Raw genomic sequence first — 18,240 nt, 5'->3', positions numbered from 1 at the left:
ATTGCTCCGATCGCGATGGAAGAAGGTCTGCGCTTCGCAATCCGCGAAGGCGGCCGTACGGTCGGCGCCGGCGTCGTCGCCAAGATCATCGAGTAAGCCAGTTATTCGTTGATCGACAGTTTTGGGGCTGGTAGTAGCCAGCCCCAACATGGTTTAGGGGTATAGCTCAACTGGCAGAGCGTCGGTCTCCAAAACCGAAGGTTGGGGGTTCGATTCCCTCTGCCCCTGCCAAAAAATAGCCACGTGTCCTACGTGGCATTTGTTTTAAGGTGTTATGGCGAATCCATCCGTCGAAACTGTAAATACCTCCGGCGATAAGCTGATGCTGGCCCTGGGCGTATTGTTGGTCTTGGCCGGATTCGTGGGCTTCTTCTGGCTGGCCAATCAGCAGTGGTATGTCCGCGGTGCCGCGTTGGCGGTAGGTATCATCGCCGGCGTGGCCGTCGGGCTGATGTCCGCACCTGGCAAGAGTCTCATCGCTTTTGCCAAGGATTCGTACAAGGAAGTCCGGAAGGTCGTTTGGCCCACCCGCAAGGAAGCAACGCAAACCACACTCGTCGTGTTCGGTTTCGTGCTCGTGATGGCGATTTTCCTCTGGTTGAGTGACAAATCGATCGAATGGGTGATTTTCTCGGCGATTCTGGGTTGGAAATGATATGAGCGATACTCCGGCATCCCCGAGCGGAAAACGTTGGTACGTCGTGCACGCCTACTCCGGTATGGAGAAGAGCGTGCAACGTGCGCTTCAGGAGCGCATCGAACGCGCTGGCATGCAGGACAAATTCGGTCAGATCCTGGTTCCGACCGAAGAAGTGGTTGAAGTCAAAGGCGGCCACAAGGCTGTGACCGAGCGTCGTTTCTTCCCCGGCTACGTGCTGGTGGAAATGGAAATGACGGACGAAACGTGGCACCTCGTGAAGAACACCGCGAAGGTCACCGGCTTCGTCGGCGGTGCGCGCAACCGCCCGACCCCGATTTCCCCGAAGGAAGTCGAGAAGATCATGTCGCAGATGCAGGAAGGCGTCGAAAAGCCGCGCCCGAAGACCCTGTTCGAAGTCGGCGAGATGGTGCGTGTCAAGGAAGGCCCGTTCACGGACTTCAATGGCACCGTCGAAGAAGTCAACTACGAAAAATCGCGCGTGCGTGTGTCGGTCACCATCTTTGGCCGATCCACCCCGGTCGAACTCGAGTTCGGTCAGGTCGAAAAAGTTTGATCCCGATTCGGTGGGCAGCCTCGGCTGCCCACCTTCGCGCTTACGGCCCGCGTCATGGCCGTTGAGGAGCGTCAGTAGCCAGTGGCGAAAGCGCGTTATTACTCACCGAACGCCTCCTCCGGCGTTCCAATGAGGTTCACAAATGGCAAAGAAGATTATCGGCTTTATCAAGCTGCAGATCCCTGCAGGTAAAGCCAACCCGTCGCCGCCGGTCGGTCCGGCACTGGGCCAGCGCGGCCTGAACATCATGGAGTTCTGCAAGGCGTTCAACGCGCAGACTCAAGGCATGGAGCCGGGTCTGCCGGTGCCGGTGGTCATCACGGCATTTGCTGACAAGAGCTTCACGTTCGTGATGAAGACGCCGCCGGCGACCGTCCTGATCAAGAAGGCGGCGAAGGTGGACAAGGGCTCGAGTAAGCCGCACACCGACAAGGTCGGTTCGATCACGCGCGCTCAAGCTGAAGAAATCGCGAAGACCAAGATGCCGGACCTTACGGCAGCTGATCTGGACGCAGCCGTTCGCACCATCGCTGGTAGCGCACGCTCGATGGGCATCACTGTGGAGGGCGTGTAAATGGCTAAGATCTCCAAGCGCCGTCAGGCATTTGCTGCCAAGGTTGATCGTCAGAAGCTGTACGCGATCGAAGACGCACTGAGCCTCGTGAAGGAATGCGCGAGCGCGAAGTTCGACGAGTCGATCGACGTCGCAGTCCAGCTCGGCATCGATGCAAAGAAGTCGGACCAGGTCGTTCGTGGTTCGGTCGTTCTGCCGGCAGGTACGGGCAAGTCGGTTCGCGTTGCAGTGTTCGCACAAGGCGAGAAGGCTGAGCAAGCGCGTGCAGCAGGCGCCGAAATCGTCGGTATGGAAGACCTGGCAGAGCAGATCAAGGCCGGCCAGATGGACTTCGACATCGTGATCGCTTCGCCGGACACGATGCGTATCGTCGGTACGCTCGGTCAGATCCTCGGCCCGCGCGGCCTGATGCCGAACCCGAAGGTCGGTACGGTCACGCCGGACGTCGCAACCGCCGTCAAGAACGCGAAGGCTGGTCAGGTGCAATTCCGTGTCGACAAGGCCGGTATCATCCACGCGACCATCGGCCGTGCATCGTTCGAGCCGACCGCACTGCGTTCGAACCTGTCGGCGCTGATCGAAGCGCTGCAGAAGGCAAAGCCGGCAACGAGCAAGGGCGTCTACCTGCGCAAGATCGCACTGTCGAGCACGATGGGCGTCGGCGTGCGTGTCGACCAGGCTACGCTGGCAGCACAGTAAGCAAGTATTCGGGTCGCTTCGTTCGCGAAGTGGCCCTCATGGGCTTTGGGCGGTTGTTCGTGCAGCAGGGCGGGCAACCGGTTATCAAAGACCGTTGGTGGGGCGCAGCAGTCAGGTGATCCCTTAATTCAAGCCAACGCAGATGGCGAACCCGAAAAAGTTTTGCAGTGGTGAAGCCGCAGGCCGTGAAGCGATTCCCGGCGTGAGGTGGAAATACTCCTAACGAGGTCGGACGCCGTTGTTGAACGAGGTACGTGAGGTTTCGTGCCGAACGTATCGTTTCTGGAGGCTAACCGTGCCGCTTAATAGAGAAGACAAGCAAGCCGTCGTCGCTGAGGTTTCCGCGCAAGTCGCGAAGGCCCAGACCGTTGTGCTGGCTGAGTATCGTGGAATTGCGGTTGGCGATCTGACCAAGCTGCGCGCGCAAGCGCGTGAGCAACAGGTTTACCTGCGCGTGTTGAAGAACACGCTGGCGCGTCGCGCTGTTGAAGGTACGCCGTTTGCTCCGCTGGCAGAGCAGATGACTGGCCCGTTGATCTACGGCATCTCGGAAGATGCAATTGCTGCTGCTAAGGTCGTCAACGACTTCAGCAAGAGCAATGACAAGTTGGTCATCAAGGCTGGTTCGTTCGATGGCAAGGTGATGGACAAGGCTGGCGTGCAAGCGCTGGCAAGCATCCCGAGCCGCGAAGAACTGCTCTCGAAGCTGCTGTTCGTTATGCAATCGCCTGTTTCGGGCTTCGCGCGCGCTTTGGCCGCGCTGGCCGAGAAGAAGCAAGCGGAAGCTGCGTAATCGAACGTGCATCAGCGTCATTGATCGCTGGCTGTATCCGAATTCAATTTAGGAGTATTTCAAATGGCAATCGCAAAAGAAGACATCCTGGCAGCAGTCGAAGGGATGACCGTTCTGGAACTGAACGAACTGGTCAAGGCATTCGAAGAGAAGTTTGGCGTGTCGGCAGCTGCAGTGGCAGTCGCTGGCCCGGCAGGCGGCCCTGCTGCTGCAGCAGAAGAGAAGACCGAATTCACGGTCGTTCTGGCTGAAGCAGGCAGCAACAAGGTTGCAGTCATCAAGGCAGTTCGCGAACTGACGGGCCTGGGCCTGAAGGAAGCGAAGGACGTCGTTGACGGCGCACCGAAGGCTGTCAAGGAAGGCGTCGACAAGGCTGCTGCTGAAGAAGCCAAGAAGAAGCTGGAAGAAGCTGGCGCGAAGGTCGAAGTCAAGTAAGTTTCGGCGCGCTGTGCGAAGGCTGGCGGTATTTTCACCGCCGGCCTTTTTGTGCTTTGTGGGGACGTTATTCTGGCACTCATTCGGGAGCCCGAATAATCGGCCCCAGAAGCCAAAGAAAACCGCCTGATCGTTGTCATTGATCACGAATGGCGGTTCTCTTTGTCTTCTGAAGCGACTGCAGAAGGCAAGTTTGGTCGGGTAGCGGGCAACACAGGCATCCGCTGCCGTCAGCCAGCGGTTGGTAGCGGCCAACCACCAAGCTTCTCGGCTCGTTCAAGCCGTCGGACGGCCATCGGGTCTCAGTCGGTGAACACTCGGGTTTGAAACGTCCAGGTATTCCGCCTCGATAGCACCCGCCGTGATTCGGAGATCGTATGCAATATTCCTTCACCGAGAAGAAGCGCATTCGCAAGAGTTTCGCGAAGCGCCCCATCGTTCACCAAGTTCCTTTCTTGCTGGCTACCCAGCTTGAATCATTCAGCACGTTTCTGCAAGCCGATGTGCCGGCCACGCAACGCAAGCCTGAAGGTTTGCAGGCCGCGTTCACATCGGTATTTCCCATTGTTTCGCACAACGGTTTCGCACGTCTCGAGTTCGTGAGCTATGCGTTGTCCGCGCCGGCATTCAACATCAAGGAATGCCAGCAGCGTGGCCTGACGTACTGCTCCGCGCTGCGCGCGAAGGTCCGCCTTGTCATCCTCGACAAGGAATCGCCGAACAAGCCGGTCGTCAAGGAAGTGAAAGAGCAGGAAGTGTACATGGGCGAAATTCCGCTCATGACGCCGACGGGCTCGTTCGTCATCAACGGCACCGAGCGTGTCATCGTCTCGCAGCTGCACCGTTCGCCGGGCGTGTTCTTCGAACACGACAAGGGCAAGACGCACAGCTCCGGCAAGCTGCTGTTCTCGGCACGGATCATTCCGTACCGCGGCTCGTGGCTCGACTTCGAATTCGATCCGAAGGACATCCTGTACTTCCGCGTCGACCGTCGCCGCAAGATGCCGGTCACGATCCTGCTGAAGGCCATCGGCCTCACGCCGGAACAGATCCTCGCGAACTTCTTCGTGTTCGACAACTTCACGCTGATGGACGAAGGCGCGCAACTTGAGTTCGTGCCCGAGCGTCTGCGTGGTGAAGTCGCGCGTTTCGACATCACGGATCGTGATGGCAAGGTCATCGTCCAGAAGGACAAGCGGATCAACGCGAAGCACATTCGCGACCTCGAAGCCGCGAAGACCAAGTTCATCTCGGTGCCGGAAGACTATCTGCTCGGCCGCGTGCTGGCGAAGAACGTCGTTGACGGCGACACCGGCGAAGTGATCGCGAGCGCGAACGACGAAGTCACGGAAAGCGTGCTCGAGAAGCTGCGCGAAGCGGGCATCAAGGACATCCAGACGCTCTACACGAACGACCTGGACCAGGGCCCGTACATCTCGTCGACGCTCCGTGTTGACGAAACGACCGACAAGACGGCCGCGCGCATCGCGATCTACCGCATGATGCGTCCGGGCGAGCCGCCGACCGAGGAAGCGGTCGAGGCACTGTTCAACCGTCTGTTCTACAGCGAAGAAGCGTACGACCTGTCGAAGGTCGGCCGTATGAAGTTCAACCGCCGCGTCAGCCGTGACGAGATCACCGGCCCGATGACGCTGCAGGACGACGACATCCTCGCGACGATCAAGATCCTCGTCGAGCTGCGCAACGGCAAGGGCGAAGTGGACGACATCGACCACCTCGGCAACCGTCGCGTGCGTTGCGTCGGCGAACTGGCGGAAAACCAGTTCCGCGCAGGCCTCGTGCGTGTCGAGCGCGCGGTCAAGGAACGCCTCGGCCAGGCCGAAAGCGAAAACCTGATGCCGCACGACCTGATCAACTCGAAGCCGATTTCGTCGGCGATCCGCGAGTTCTTCGGTTCGTCGCAGCTGTCGCAGTTCATGGACCAGACCAACCCGCTGTCGGAAATCACGCACAAGCGCCGTGTTTCCGCGCTGGGCCCGGGCGGTCTGACGCGCGAGCGCGCAGGCTTTGAAGTCCGCGACGTGCACCCGACCCACTATGGCCGCGTGTGCCCGATCGAAACGCCGGAAGGTCCGAACATCGGTCTGATCAACTCGCTTGCACTGTATGCGCACCTGAACGAGTACGGCTTCCTCGAGACGCCGTACCGCAAGGTCGTGGACGGCAAGGTGACCGACCAGATCGACTACCTGTCGGCGATCGAAGAAGGCCGCTACATGATCGCTCAGGCGAACGCCGCGATCGACGAGAACGGCCAGTTGATCGACGAACTCGTGTCGTCGCGCGAAGCCGGCGAAACGATGATGGTCACGCCGGACCGTATCCAGTACATGGACGTCGCGCCGTCGCAGATCGTGTCGGTGGCAGCTTCGCTGATTCCGTTCCTTGAGCACGATGACGCGAACCGTGCACTGATGGGTTCGAACATGCAGCGTCAGGCCGTGCCGTGTCTGCGTCCGGAAAAGCCGGTCGTCGGTACGGGCATCGAGCGCACCTGTGCGGTCGACTCGGGTACGACGGTCCAGGCGTTCCGCGGCGGCGTTGTCGACTATGTCGACGCAGGCCGTATCGTGATTCGTGTGAACGACGACGAAGCGGTCGCAGGTGAAGTCGGTGTCGACATCTACAACCTGATCAAGTACACGCGTTCGAACCAGAACACGAACATCAACCAGCGTCCGATCGTGAAGATGGGCGACAAGGTCTCGCGCGGCGACGTGCTGGCCGACGGCGCCTCGACGGACCTGGGCGAGCTCGCGCTCGGCCAGAACATGCTGATCGCGTTCATGCCGTGGAACGGCTACAACTTCGAGGATTCGATCCTGATCTCGGAGAAGGTCGTGGCCGACGATCGTTACACGTCGATCCACATCGAAGAGCTGAACGTCGTTGCACGCGACACGAAGCTCGGGCCGGAAGAAATCACGCGCGACATCTCGAACCTGGCAGAAGTCCAGCTCGGCCGTCTCGACGAATCGGGCATCGTGTACATCGGTGCTGAAGTCGAAGCAGGCGACGTGCTGGTCGGCAAGGTCACGCCGAAGGGCGAGACCCAGCTGACGCCGGAAGAGAAGCTGCTGCGTGCGATCTTCGGCGAGAAGGCTTCGGACGTGAAGGACACGTCGCTGCGCGTGCCGTCGGGCATGAGCGGCACCGTGATCGACGTTCAGGTGTTCACGCGTGAAGGCATCCAGCGCGACAAGCGTGCGCAGCAGATCATCGACGATGAACTGAAGCGCTACCGTCTCGACCTGAACGACCAGCTGCGCATCGTGGAAGGCGACGCGTTCCAGCGTCTCGCACGCATGCTCGTGGGCAAGGTCGCGAACGGCGGTCCGAAGAAGCTCGCGAAGGGCACGAAGATCGACCAGGCTTACCTGGAAGACCTCGACCACTACCACTGGTTCGACATCCGCCTCGCGGACGACGAAGCAGCGGCGCAGCTCGAAGCGATCAAGAACTCGATCGAAGAGAAGCGTCACCAGTTCGACCTCGCGTTCGAAGAGAAGCGCAAGAAGCTCACGCAAGGCGACGAACTGCCGCCGGGCGTGCTGAAGATGGTCAAGGTGTACCTCGCGGTGAAGCGCCGTCTGCAGCCTGGCGACAAGATGGCAGGCCGTCACGGTAACAAGGGTGTCGTGTCGAAGATCGTCCCGATCGAAGACATGCCGTACATGGCCGACGGCCGTCCGGCGGACGTCGTGCTGAACCCGCTGGGCGTTCCGTCGCGGATGAACGTGGGGCAGGTTCTGGAAGTGCACCTCGGCTGGGCCGCGAAGGGCCTCGGCTGGCGTATCGGCGAAATGCTGCAGCGTCAGGCGAAGATCGAGGAACTGCGCACGTTCCTGACGAAGATCTACAACGACTCGGGCCGCAAGGAAGACCTCGAAAGCTTCACCGACGAAGAGATCCTCGAACTCGCGAAGAACCTGCGCGAAGGCGTGCCGTTCGCAACGCCGGTGTTCGACGGTGCGACCGAGGAAGAAATGGGCAAGATGCTCGACCTCGCGTTCCCGGACGACATCGCTGAACAGCTCGGCATGAACCCGTCGAAGAACCAGGTCCGTCTGTACGACGGCCGCACGGGTGAAATGTTCGAACGTCGCGTGACGCTTGGCTACATGCACTACCTGAAGCTGCACCACTTGGTCGACGACAAGATGCACGCGCGTTCGACCGGCCCGTACTCGCTCGTCACGCAGCAGCCGCTGGGTGGTAAGGCGCAGTTCGGTGGCCAGCGTTTCGGTGAAATGGAAGTGTGGGCACTCGAAGCGTACGGCGCGTCCTACGTGCTGCAGGAAATGCTGACGGTGAAGTCGGACGACGTGACCGGCCGGACGAAGGTGTACGAAAACCTCGTCAAGGGCGATCACGTGATCGATGCAGGCATGCCGGAATCCTTCAACGTGCTCGTGAAGGAAATCCGCTCGCTCGGTATCGATATCGATCTCGACCGCAATTAATCGGACTACGGAGAGAAAGCAATGAAAGCTCTGCTCGATCTATTCAAGCAAGTCCAACAGGAAGAAGTTTTCGACGCGATCAAGATCGGTCTGGCGTCGCCTGACAAGATCCGTTCGTGGTCGTTCGGCGAAGTGAAGAAGCCGGAGACCATCAACTACCGTACGTTCAAGCCGGAACGCGATGGTCTCTTCTGCGCGAAGATCTTCGGGCCGATCAAGGACTACGAGTGCCTGTGCGGCAAGTACAAGCGTCTGAAGCACCGCGGCGTGATCTGCGAGAAGTGCGGCGTCGAAGTGACGCTGGCGAAGGTGCGTCGTGAGCGGATGGGCCACATCGAACTGGCCTCGCCGGTCGCGCACATCTGGTTCCTGAAGTCGCTGCCGTCGCGTCTGGGCATGGTGCTCGACATGACGCTGCGCGACATCGAACGCGTGCTGTACTTCGAAGCCTACGTGGTGATCGAACCGGGCATGACGCCGCTGAAGGCGCGGCAGATCATGACGGAAGAGGATTACTACAACAAGGTCGAGGAATACGGCGACGAGTTCCGTGCCGAGATGGGCGCGGAAGGCGTGCGTGAACTGCTGCGCGCGATCAACATCGACGAGCAGGTCGAGACGCTGCGCACCGAGCTGAAGAACACCGGCTCGGAAGCGAAGATCAAGAAGTACGCGAAACGCCTGAAGGTCCTCGAGGCATTCCAGCGCTCGGGCATCAAGCCCGAGTGGATGATCCTCGAAGTGCTGCCGGTGCTGCCGCCGGAACTGCGTCCGCTCGTGCCGCTGGACGGCGGCCGTTTCGCGACGTCGGACCTGAACGACCTGTATCGCCGCGTGATCAACCGTAACAACCGGTTGAAGCGTCTGCTCGAGCTGAAGGCGCCTGAAATCATCGTCCGCAACGAAAAGCGGATGCTGCAGGAAGCCGTCGACTCGCTGCTCGACAACGGTCGTCGCGGCAAGGCGATGACGGGCGCGAACAAGCGTCCGCTGAAGTCGCTCGCCGACATGATCAAGGGCAAGGGTGGTCGTTTCCGTCAGAACCTGCTGGGCAAGCGCGTCGACTACTCGGGCCGTTCGGTCATCGTGGTCGGCCCGACGCTGAAGCTGCACCAGTGCGGTCTGCCGAAGCTGATGGCGCTCGAGCTGTTCAAGCCGTTCATCTTCAACAAGCTGGAAGTGATGGGCGTCGCGACGACCATCAAGGCTGCGAAGAAGGAAGTCGAGAACCAGACGCCGGTGGTGTGGGACATCCTCGAAGAGGTGATCCGCGAGCACCCGGTGATGCTGAACCGTGCGCCGACGCTGCACCGTCTCGGTATCCAGGCGTTCGAGCCGGTGCTGATCGAAGGCAAGGCAATTCAGCTGCACCCGCTCGTTTGCGCGGCGTTCAACGCCGACTTCGACGGTGACCAGATGGCCGTTCACGTGCCGCTGTCGCTGGAAGCGCAGATGGAAGCGCGTACGCTGATGCTGGCGTCGAACAACGTGCTGTTCCCGGCCAACGGCGATCCGTCGATCGTGCCGTCCCAGGATATCGTGCTGGGTCTGTACTACGCGACCCGCGAAGCGGTCAACGCCAAGGGCGAAGGCCTGTCGTTCACGGGCGTGTCGGAAGTGATCCGTGCGTACGAGAACAAGGAAGTCGAGCTCGCGTCGCGCGTCAACGTGCGGATCACCGAAATGGTCCACAACGAGGACAAGTCGGAAGGCGCACCGCCGTTCGTGCCGAAGATCACGCTGTACGCGACGACCGTCGGTCGCGCGATCCTGTCGGAGATCCTGCCGCACGGCCTGCCGTTCTCGGTGCTGAACAAGCCGCTGAAGAAGAAGGAAATCTCGCGCCTGATCAACACGGCGTTCCGCAAGTGCGGTCTGCGCGCGACGGTGGTGTTTGCCGACCAGCTGATGCAGTCGGGTTTCCGTCTCGCGACGCGTGCCGGCATCTCGATCTGCGTCGACGACATGCTCGTGCCGCCGCAGAAGGAAACGATCGTCGGCGACGCCGCGAAGAAGGTGAAGGAGTACGACCGTCAGTACATGTCGGGTCTCGTCACTGCGCAGGAACGCTACAACAACGTGGTCGACATCTGGTCGGCAACGTCGGAAGCGGTCGGCAAGGCGATGATGGAGCAGCTGTCGACGGAGCCGGTGACGGACCGCGACGGCAATGAAACGCGCCAGGAATCGTTCAACTCGATCTACATGATGGCCGACTCGGGCGCCCGGGGTTCGGCGGTTCAGATTCGTCAGCTGGCCGGTATGCGAGGCCTGATGGCGAAGCCGGACGGCTCGATTATCGAGACGCCGATTACCGCGAACTTCCGCGAAGGTCTGAACGTGTTGCAGTACTTCATCTCGACCCACGGTGCACGTAAGGGTCTGGCTGATACGGCACTGAAGACCGCGAACTCGGGTTACCTGACGCGTCGTCTCGTCGACGTCACGCAGGATCTGGTCGTGGTGGAAGACGATTGCGGCACGTCGAACGGCGTGGCGATGAAGGCACTCGTCGAAGGCGGTGAAGTCGTCGAGGCGCTGCGTGACCGTATTCTCGGCCGCGTTGCGGTTGCGGACGTCGTGAACCCGGAAACGCAGGAAACGGTGTACGAATCGGGCACGCTGCTCGACGAAACGGCGGTTGAGGAAATCGAACGCCTCGGCATCGACGAAGTGCGCGTGCGCACGCCGCTGACCTGCGAAACGCGTTACGGCCTGTGCGCGGCCTGCTACGGCCGTGACCTCGGCCGCGGCTCGCTCGTGAACGTCGGCGAAGCAGTCGGCGTGATCGCGGCACAGTCGATCGGTGAGCCTGGCACGCAGCTGACGATGCGTACGTTCCACATCGGTGGTGCGGCATCGCGTGCGGCAGTGGCTTCGTCGGTCGAAGCGAAGAGCAACGGTATCGTGCGTTTCACGGCGACGATGCGCTACGTGACGAACGCGAAGGGCGAGCAGATCGTCATTTCCCGTTCGGGCGAAGCGATGATCACCGACGATTTCGGTCGCGAGCGCGAGCGTCACAAAGTGCCGTACGGCGCGACGCTGCTGCAGCTCGACGGCGCGACGATCAAGGCAGGCACGCAGCTCGCCACGTGGGATCCGCTGACGCGTCCGATCATCACCGAGTACGGTGGTACGGTGAAGTTCGAGAACGTCGAGGAAGGCGTGACCGTCGCGAAGCAGATCGACGACGTGACCGGCCTGTCGACGCTGGTCGTGATCGACGTGAAGCGTCGTGGCTCGCAAGCTTCGAAGAGCGTGCGTCCGCAGGTCAAGCTGCTCGACGCGAACGGCGAGGAAGTGAAGATTCCGGGCACGGAGCACGCAGTGCAGATCGGCTTCCAGGTCGGCGCACTGATCACCGTGAAGGATGGCCAGCAGGTGCAGGTCGGTGAAGTGCTCGCACGTATCCCGACGGAAGCGCAGAAGACGCGTGACATTACCGGCGGTCTGCCGCGGGTGGCGGAACTGTTCGAAGCGCGTTCGCCGAAGGATGCCGGCATTCTCGCGGAAGTCACCGGTACGACGTCGTTCGGCAAGGACACGAAGGGCAAGCAGCGTCTCGTCATCACGGACCTCGAGGGCAACCAGCACGAGTTCCTGATCGCGAAGGAAAAGCAGGTTCTGGTTCACGATGCCCAGGTCGTCAACAAGGGCGAAATGATCGTGGACGGTCCGGCCGATCCGCACGACATCCTGCGTCTGCAGGGTATCGAGGCGCTGTCGCGCTACATCGTTGACGAAGTGCAGGACGTGTATCGTCTGCAGGGCGTGAAGATCAACGACAAGCACATCGAGGTGATCGTTCGCCAGATGCTGCGTCGTGTGCAGATCACCGACAACGGTGATACGCGCTTCATCCCGGGTGAACAGGTCGAGCGTTCCGACATGCTGGACGAGAACGATCGCATGATCGCCGAGGACAAGCGTCCGGCTACGTACGAAAACGTGCTGCTGGGTATCACGAAGGCATCGCTGTCGACCGACTCGTTCATCTCCGCGGCATCGTTCCAGGAAACGACCCGCGTGCTGACCGAAGCGGCGATCATGGGCAAGCGCGACGATCTGCGTGGCCTGAAGGAAAACGTGATCGTCGGCCGTCTGATTCCGGCCGGTACGGGTCTCGCGTTCCACAAGGCACGCAAGGCGAAGGAATCGTCGGATCGCGAGCGTTTCGACCAGATCGCAGCGGAAGAGGCGTTCGACTTCGGCACGCCGAGCGCGCCTGCTGCGGAAGAGCCGCAACAGCACCCGGCAGCCGAGTAAGCGCGGGCGGCGCGAGCCGCCCCGCCTCGCTGTCATCGAAGCCGCCCGGTTTTGCCGGGCGGTTTTTTTTATCCGTCGTTCGCGCGCATGACGCGCCTGCGCATCGCCGGCCCCGGCTGCTTGCGAGTGGTGTGCCACATCGCTTTACACCGTGATCGCTTGCGACCCCGTCGCGGCAGGCCCGTCATGCACGCGAACGAACCCTGTCCGATTGGCCAACATTGCACGATTCGCCACGCGTCATGCGAGCGGGTTGTTAAACTTGCGGTCATCGTCCTGCCGTCCTCGTTCTCATCATTCATGTCCCGCGCCCTCGAAATCCTCGACGAAGTATTTGGTTATTCCGCTTTTCGCGGCCAGCAGGGCGAGATCGTCGAACACGTCGCCGGCGGCGGCGATTGTCTCGTGCTGATGCCGACCGGCGGCGGCAAGTCGCTGTGCTACCAGATCCCGGCGCTGCTGCGGCGCGAAGCCGGGCAGGGCGCCGGTATCGTCGTGTCGCCGCTGATCGCGCTGATGCAGGACCAGGTCGCCGCGCTGCGCGAAGTCGGCGTGCGCGCGGCCTATCTGAATTCGACGCTGTCGGGCGCCGAGGCTGCGGCGACGGAACGCGCGCTGCGCGAAGGCGAGATCGACCTGCTGTACGTCGCACCCGAACGGCTGATGACGGGGCGTTTCCTCGAGTTGCTCGAGCGCGCGAAGATCGGCCTGTTCGCGATCGACGAAGCGCACTGCGTGTCGCAATGGGGGCACGATTTCCGCCCGGAATACATCCAGCTGTCAGTGCTGCACGAGCGGTTCCCTTCGGTGCCGCGCATCGCGCTGACCGCCACGGCTGACGCGATCACGCGCGACGAGATCATCCATCGCCTCGCACTCGACGACGCGCGCGTGTTCATATCGAGCTTCGATCGCCCGAACATCCGCTACCGGATCGTCGAAAAGGACAACGCGCGTTCGCAACTGCTCGACTTCATCCGCGCCGAACACACGAATGCCGACGGCACGACCGATGCGGGCGTCGTCTATTGCCTGTCGCGCCGCAAGGTGGAGGAGACGGCCGAGTGGCTGAAGGCGCAGGGCGTACGCGCGCTGCCGTATCACGCGGGGATGGAGTTCGAGGTGCGGCAGAAGCACCAGGAAATGTTCCAGCGCGAGGAAGGCATCGTGATGTGCGCGACGATCGCGTTCGGCATGGGCATCGACAAGCCGGACGTGCGCTTCGTTGCGCATCTGGATCTGCCGAAGAGCGTCGAGGGCTACTACCAGGAAACGGGCCGCGCGGGCCGCGACGGGATGCCCGCGAATGCGTGGATGGCGTACGGCCTCGGCGACGTCGTCCAGCAGCGCAAGATGATCGACGAATCCGATGCGGACGATGCGCACAAGCGGGTGCAAACGTCGAAACTCGACGCGCTGCTCGGGCTGTGCGAGACGATCTCGTGCCGCCGCGTGCGGCTGCTGAACTACTTCGGCGAGGCGAGCCAGCCGTGTGGCAACTGCGACACGTGCCTCGAGCCGCCCGATTCGTGGGACGCGACGCGCGAGGCGCAAATGGCGCTTTCATGCGTGTTCCGCGCGCAGCGTGCGAGCGGCTTCAATTTCGGTTCGAGCCACCTGATCGAGATCCTGCGCGGCGGGCGTACCGAGAAAGTGTTGCAGCGCGGCCACGATCAGCTCACGACGTTCGGGATCGGCGCGTCGCTGTCGGAACCCGAGTGGCGCGCGATTTTCCGGCAGCTCGTCGCGTACGGCTACCTGGCGGTCGACCATGGCGGCTTCGGCGCGCTGATGCTGACCGAGGCCGCGAAGCCCGTGCTGAAGAACGAGGAGAAGGTCACGCTGCGCCGCTACGTGAAGCCGCAGCGCACGCGCCAGTCGTCGAGCCGCAGCGGCACGCGCGTCGATCCGACGGCCGGCATGGGCACGCGTGAGCGCGCACGGTGGGATGCGCTGCGCGCGTGGCGTGCGGAGACGGCTAAAACGGACGGCGTGCCGGCCTACGTGATCTTCCACGACGCGACGCTCGCCGAGATCGCACGCAACGCGCCGGAGACGATCGACGACCTGCGCCATATCCCCGGCATGGGCGTGCGCAAGCTGGAACGCTTCGGCGACGAGATCATCGACGTCGTCGAGTCGGCCTGACACAGGCGTTCCGACCCTTCCGGTAAACCACGCGTCCGGCCGGCGAATCACGCAACCCGTTGACTTAGTTGGTATTTCCGGAATATGATGCTGGGTTCCGGTATTCGGTGGGCCGAGTCGCGTTCCAAGGTTCGCACCCGTTTCGCCGGTTCGGAAGTCAACTGTGCGCCGATTCTCGCTTTGCCCGAAATCGATGCGCAGATTTTGTTCAATTTCAGGAATAAACAATGCCAACCATCAACCAACTGGTTCGCAAAGGCCGTCAGTCGGAAACGACGAAGAGCAAGAGCCCGGCCCTGCAGGACTGCCCCCAGCGTCGCGGCGTGTGCACCCGTGTGTACACGACGACGCCGAAGAAGCCGAACTCGGCACTCCGTAAGGTCGCCAAGGTTCGTCTGACGAACGGCTTCGAAGTGATTTCGTACATCGGCGGTGAAGGCCACAACCTGCAGGAACACTCGGTTGTGCTGATCCGCGGCGGCCGTGTGAAGGACTTGCCGGGTGTGCGCTACCACATGGTTCGCGGCTCGCTGGATACCCAGGGCGTCAAGGACCGTAAGCAAGCGCGCTCGAAGTACGGCGCGAAGCGTGCAAAGGCTGCCAAGTAAGCAGTTTTTGATCAGGGATCGCCGCAGGGCGGTCAAGGCGGGAGTGCCGGATTGCCGGTGCTGTCGAGTAAGTGGTCACCCGGCCAAGCTGGTTAGTCGTGAAGATGTGATCGGGTTTGTTGGTGGCCGCGGAGCTGGAACCAGCTCCAACTGAACAAGTAAAGGAAGAATCATGCCGCGTCGTCGCGAAGTCCCCAAGCGGGAAGTGTTGCCGGATCCGAAGTTCGGCAACGTTGATGTAGCCAAGTTCATGAACATGCTGATGCTGTCCGGCAAGAAGTCGGTCGCAGAGCGCATCGTTTATGGCGCATTCGAACAGATCCAGACCAAGGGTGGCAAGGACCCGCTGGAAGTGTTCACGGTTGCGCTCAACAACGTCAAGCCGGTGGTCGAAGTGAAGAGCCGTCGCGTTGGTGGTGCCAACTATCAAGTTCCGGTCGAAGTGCGCCCGTCGCGTCGTATGGCATTGGCGATGCGCTGGTTGCGTGAGGCTGCGAAGAAGCGTAGCGAGAAGTCGATGGCCCTGCGCCTGGCAGGTGAGCTCTCCGAAGCGGCCGAAGGCCGCGGCGGCGCGATGAAGAAGCGCGACGAAGTTCACCGCATGGCAGAAGCCAACCGCGCGTTCTCGCATTTCCGTTTCTAAGCGCCTGGCTGGGCTGTTAGCGGAAATAAATTCCGGGCGGGTGCGCTTTTCAGGCGCCTCGCCCGTTTGTGTTGAAGCATGATGCAGCAGGGCTGCATCGTGTCATCCCAGTAGAGGATCAAAGTGGCTCGCAAGACTCCTATCGAGCGCTACCGCAATATCGGTATTAGCGCTCACATCGACGCCGGCAAAACGACGACGACCGAGCGCATTCTGTTTTACACCGGTGTGAACCACAAGATCGGTGAAGTCCACGACGGCGCAGCCACGATGGACTGGATGGAGCAGGAACAGGAGCGTGGCATCACGATCACGTCCGCTGCTACCACCGCCTTCTGGAAGGGCATGGGCGGCAACTATCCGGAACACCGCATCAACATCATCGACACCCCGGGCCACGTCGACTTCACGATTGAAGTCGAGCGCTCGATGCGCGTGCTCGACGGCGCGTGCATGGTGTACTGCGCGGTGGGCGGCGTGCAGCCGCAGTCGGAAACGGTGTGGCGCCAGGCGAACAAGTACAAGGTGCCGCGTCTCGCGTTCGTCAACAAGATGGACCGTACCGGTGCGAACTTCTTCAAGGTCTACGACCAGCTCCGTCTGCGCCTGAAGGCGAACCCGGTTCCGGTCGTGGTGCCGATCGGCTCGGAAGAAAACTTCAAGGGCGTCGTCGATCTGATCAAGATGAAGGCGATCATTTGGGACGAAGCGTCGCAAGGCACGAAGTTCGACTACGTCGACATCCCGGCCGAGCTCGCAGAGACCTGCCAGGAGTGGCGCGAGAAGATGGTCGAGGCGGCTGCTGAAGCCAACGAAGACCTGATGAACAAGTACCTGGAAGAAGGCGATCTGCCGGAAGCCGACATCGTCAAGGCGCTGCGCGACCGTACGATCGCGTGCGAAATCCAGCCGATGCTGTGCGGTACCGCGTTCAAGAACAAGGGCGTGCAGCGTATGCTCGACGCCGTGATCGATTTCCTGCCGTCGCCGGTCGACATCCCGCCGGTCAAGGGCGAACTCGAAAACGGCGAATCGGCAGAGCGCCGTGCAGCGGACGACGAGAAGTTCTCGGCACTCGCATTCAAGATCATGACCGACCCGTTCGTCGGCCAGCTGATCTTCTTCCGCGTGTACTCGGGCGTCGTGAATTCGGGCGACACGCTGCTGAACTCGACGAAGGACAAGAAGGAACGTCTGGGTCGTATTCTGCAGATGCACGCGAACCAGCGCGAAGAAATCAAGGAAGTTCGCGCAGGCGACATCGCTGCTGCGGTCGGCCTGAAGGAAGCGACCACGGGCGACACGCTGTGCGATCCGGCGAACCCGATCATTCTCGAGCGCATGGTGTTCCCGGAGCCGGTGATCTCGCAGGCTGTCGAGCCGAAGACCAAGGCTGACCAGGAAAAGATGGGCCTCGCGCTCAACCGCCTGGCGCAGGAAGATCCGTCGTTCCGCGTGCAGACCGACGAAGAGTCGGGCCAGACCATCATTTCGGGCATGGGCGAGCTCCACCTCGAAATTCTGGTCGACCGGATGAAGCGTGAATTCGGCGTGGAAGCAACCGTCGGCAAGCCGCAGGTTGCGTACCGCGAAACGATCCGTTCGACGGCGAAGGACGTCGACGGCAAGTTCGTCAAGCAGTCGGGTGGTCGCGGCCAGTACGGTCACGCGGTCATCACGCTCGAGCCGAACGAACAGGGCAAGGGCTACGAGTTCTTCGACGAGATCAAGGGTGGTGTGATTCCGCGTGAATACATTCCGGCGGTCGACAAGGGTATCCAGGACACGCTGAAGTCGGGCGTGCTCGCAGGCTTCCCGGTCGTCGACGTGAAGGTTCACCTGACGTTCGGTTCGTACCACGACGTCGACTCGAACGAAAACGCGTTCCGCATGGCCGGTTCGATGGCGTTCAAGGAAGCGATGCGCAAGGCGAACCCGGTCGTGCTCGAGCCGATGATGGCTGTCGAAGTCGAGACGCCGGAAGACTACATGGGCAACGTGATGGGCGACCTGTCGGGCCGTCGCGGTATCGTCCAGGGCATGGAAGACATGGTTGGCGGCGGCAAGATCGTGCGCGCCGAAGTGCCGCTGTCGGAAATGTTCGGTTATTCGACGTCGCTGCGTTCGCTGACGCAAGGTCGTGCAACGTACACGATGGAGTTCAAGCACTACGCTGAAGCTCCGCGCAACGTTGCCGACGCGATCATCAGCGCGAAGTCGAAGTAAATCTGAAGCTACCAACTGATTATTTTTTGAAAGAAGAGAATCATGGCAAAAGAAAAGTTTGAGCGGACCAAGCCGCACGTGAACGTTGGTACGATTGGTCACGTTGACCACGGCAAGACGACGCTGACGGCAGCGATCACGACGGTT

At 61.3% G+C, this 18,240-nt stretch carries 13 protein-coding genes, 1 tRNA gene and 1 pseudogene; all 15 read left to right on the top strand.

The features are described 5' to 3' along the window. A pseudogene (locus HWX39_RS35255) lies at positions 1-96 on the top strand (elongation factor Tu); the annotation flags it as partial. A 59-nt stretch (positions 97-155) separates the two neighbouring features. Next, positions 156-231: transfer RNA gene (locus HWX39_RS35250), tRNA-Trp, on the top strand. Between the two features lie 43 nt (positions 232-274). Further along, positions 275-655: a preprotein translocase subunit SecE gene (gene secE / locus HWX39_RS35245; RefSeq protein WP_006482892.1), complete on the top strand. Its 381-nt coding sequence runs from the start codon at positions 275-277 to the stop codon at positions 653-655. A 1-nt stretch (position 656) separates the two neighbouring features. Then, positions 657-1,214 carry a transcription termination/antitermination protein NusG gene (gene nusG, locus HWX39_RS35240; RefSeq protein ID WP_006400672.1) on the top strand — a complete coding sequence of 186 codons (558 nt, stop codon included), beginning with the start codon at positions 657-659 and terminating at the stop codon, positions 1,212-1,214. Between the two features lie 142 nt (positions 1,215-1,356). Next, positions 1,357-1,788 (top strand): 50S ribosomal protein L11, encoded by a 432-nt coding sequence (gene rplK / locus HWX39_RS35235; protein WP_006477201.1) that lies wholly within the window; start codon positions 1,357-1,359, stop codon positions 1,786-1,788. Next, positions 1,789-2,487, top strand: coding sequence for a 50S ribosomal protein L1 (gene rplA, locus HWX39_RS35230; RefSeq protein WP_006482906.1), 699 nt, complete (start codon positions 1,789-1,791; stop codon positions 2,485-2,487). It begins immediately after the preceding gene. A gap of 295 nt (positions 2,488-2,782) precedes the next feature. Then, the gene (gene rplJ, locus HWX39_RS35225; protein WP_027788582.1) at positions 2,783-3,280 is read left to right on the top strand and encodes a 50S ribosomal protein L10; all 498 of its coding nucleotides are present in this window, start codon (positions 2,783-2,785) and stop codon (positions 3,278-3,280) included. 63 nt (positions 3,281-3,343) lie between these two features. Beyond that, positions 3,344-3,715 carry a 50S ribosomal protein L7/L12 gene (gene rplL / locus HWX39_RS35220; protein WP_175972092.1) on the top strand — a complete coding sequence of 124 codons (372 nt, stop codon included), beginning with the start codon at positions 3,344-3,346 and terminating at the stop codon, positions 3,713-3,715. 377 nt (positions 3,716-4,092) lie between these two features. Beyond that, positions 4,093-8,199 carry a DNA-directed RNA polymerase subunit beta gene (gene rpoB / locus HWX39_RS35215; RefSeq protein ID WP_175914761.1) on the top strand — a complete coding sequence of 1,369 codons (4,107 nt, stop codon included), beginning with the start codon at positions 4,093-4,095 and terminating at the stop codon, positions 8,197-8,199. A gap of 21 nt (positions 8,200-8,220) precedes the next feature. Further along, the gene (gene rpoC, locus HWX39_RS35210) at positions 8,221-12,468 is read left to right on the top strand and encodes a DNA-directed RNA polymerase subunit beta' (protein ID WP_175972091.1); all 4,248 of its coding nucleotides are present in this window, start codon (positions 8,221-8,223) and stop codon (positions 12,466-12,468) included. 300 nt (positions 12,469-12,768) lie between these two features. Then, the gene (gene recQ / locus HWX39_RS35205; protein ID WP_175972090.1) at positions 12,769-14,616 is read left to right on the top strand and encodes a DNA helicase RecQ; all 1,848 of its coding nucleotides are present in this window, start codon (positions 12,769-12,771) and stop codon (positions 14,614-14,616) included. 227 nt (positions 14,617-14,843) lie between these two features. After that, on the top strand, positions 14,844-15,224 hold the full coding sequence (gene rpsL / locus HWX39_RS35200) for a 30S ribosomal protein S12 (RefSeq protein WP_006400662.1): 381 nt from the start codon (positions 14,844-14,846) through the stop codon (positions 15,222-15,224). A 172-nt stretch (positions 15,225-15,396) separates the two neighbouring features. Beyond that, the gene (gene rpsG / locus HWX39_RS35195) at positions 15,397-15,867 is read left to right on the top strand and encodes a 30S ribosomal protein S7 (RefSeq protein WP_006477195.1); all 471 of its coding nucleotides are present in this window, start codon (positions 15,397-15,399) and stop codon (positions 15,865-15,867) included. A gap of 123 nt (positions 15,868-15,990) precedes the next feature. Next, the gene (fusA, locus tag HWX39_RS35190) at positions 15,991-18,093 is read left to right on the top strand and encodes an elongation factor G (RefSeq protein ID WP_175958417.1); all 2,103 of its coding nucleotides are present in this window, start codon (positions 15,991-15,993) and stop codon (positions 18,091-18,093) included. Positions 18,094-18,135: 42 nt separating this feature from the next. Next, positions 18,136-18,240: GTP-binding protein (locus tag HWX39_RS35185; protein ID WP_034194841.1), on the top strand; the 105-nt coding region annotated here is incomplete at its 3' end.

It is taken from the genome of Burkholderia sp. BCC0322 (assembly GCF_902833045.1).
GTDB lineage: Bacteria > Pseudomonadota > Gammaproteobacteria > Burkholderiales > Burkholderiaceae > Burkholderia.
Note: the sequence above shows the minus strand (reverse complement) of the source record. Positions and strands in the feature narration are given on the sequence as shown.

Coding starts and splice junctions, on each gene's coding strand:
- nusG (WP_006400672.1), top strand. CDS start 657: ATGAGCGATACTCCGGCATCCCCGAGCGGAAAACGTTGGTACGTCGTG.
- rpoB (WP_175914761.1), top strand. CDS start 4,093: ATGCAATATTCCTTCACCGAGAAGAAGCGCATTCGCAAGAGTTTCGCG.
- rplK (WP_006477201.1), top strand. CDS start 1,357: ATGGCAAAGAAGATTATCGGCTTTATCAAGCTGCAGATCCCTGCAGGT.
- rplA (WP_006482906.1), top strand. CDS start 1,789: ATGGCTAAGATCTCCAAGCGCCGTCAGGCATTTGCTGCCAAGGTTGAT.
- recQ (WP_175972090.1), top strand. CDS start 12,769: ATGTCCCGCGCCCTCGAAATCCTCGACGAAGTATTTGGTTATTCCGCT.
- rpsG (WP_006477195.1), top strand. CDS start 15,397: ATGCCGCGTCGTCGCGAAGTCCCCAAGCGGGAAGTGTTGCCGGATCCG.
- rplL (WP_175972092.1), top strand. CDS start 3,344: ATGGCAATCGCAAAAGAAGACATCCTGGCAGCAGTCGAAGGGATGACC.
- rpoC (WP_175972091.1), top strand. CDS start 8,221: ATGAAAGCTCTGCTCGATCTATTCAAGCAAGTCCAACAGGAAGAAGTT.
- secE (WP_006482892.1), top strand. CDS start 275: ATGGCGAATCCATCCGTCGAAACTGTAAATACCTCCGGCGATAAGCTG.
- rpsL (WP_006400662.1), top strand. CDS start 14,844: ATGCCAACCATCAACCAACTGGTTCGCAAAGGCCGTCAGTCGGAAACG.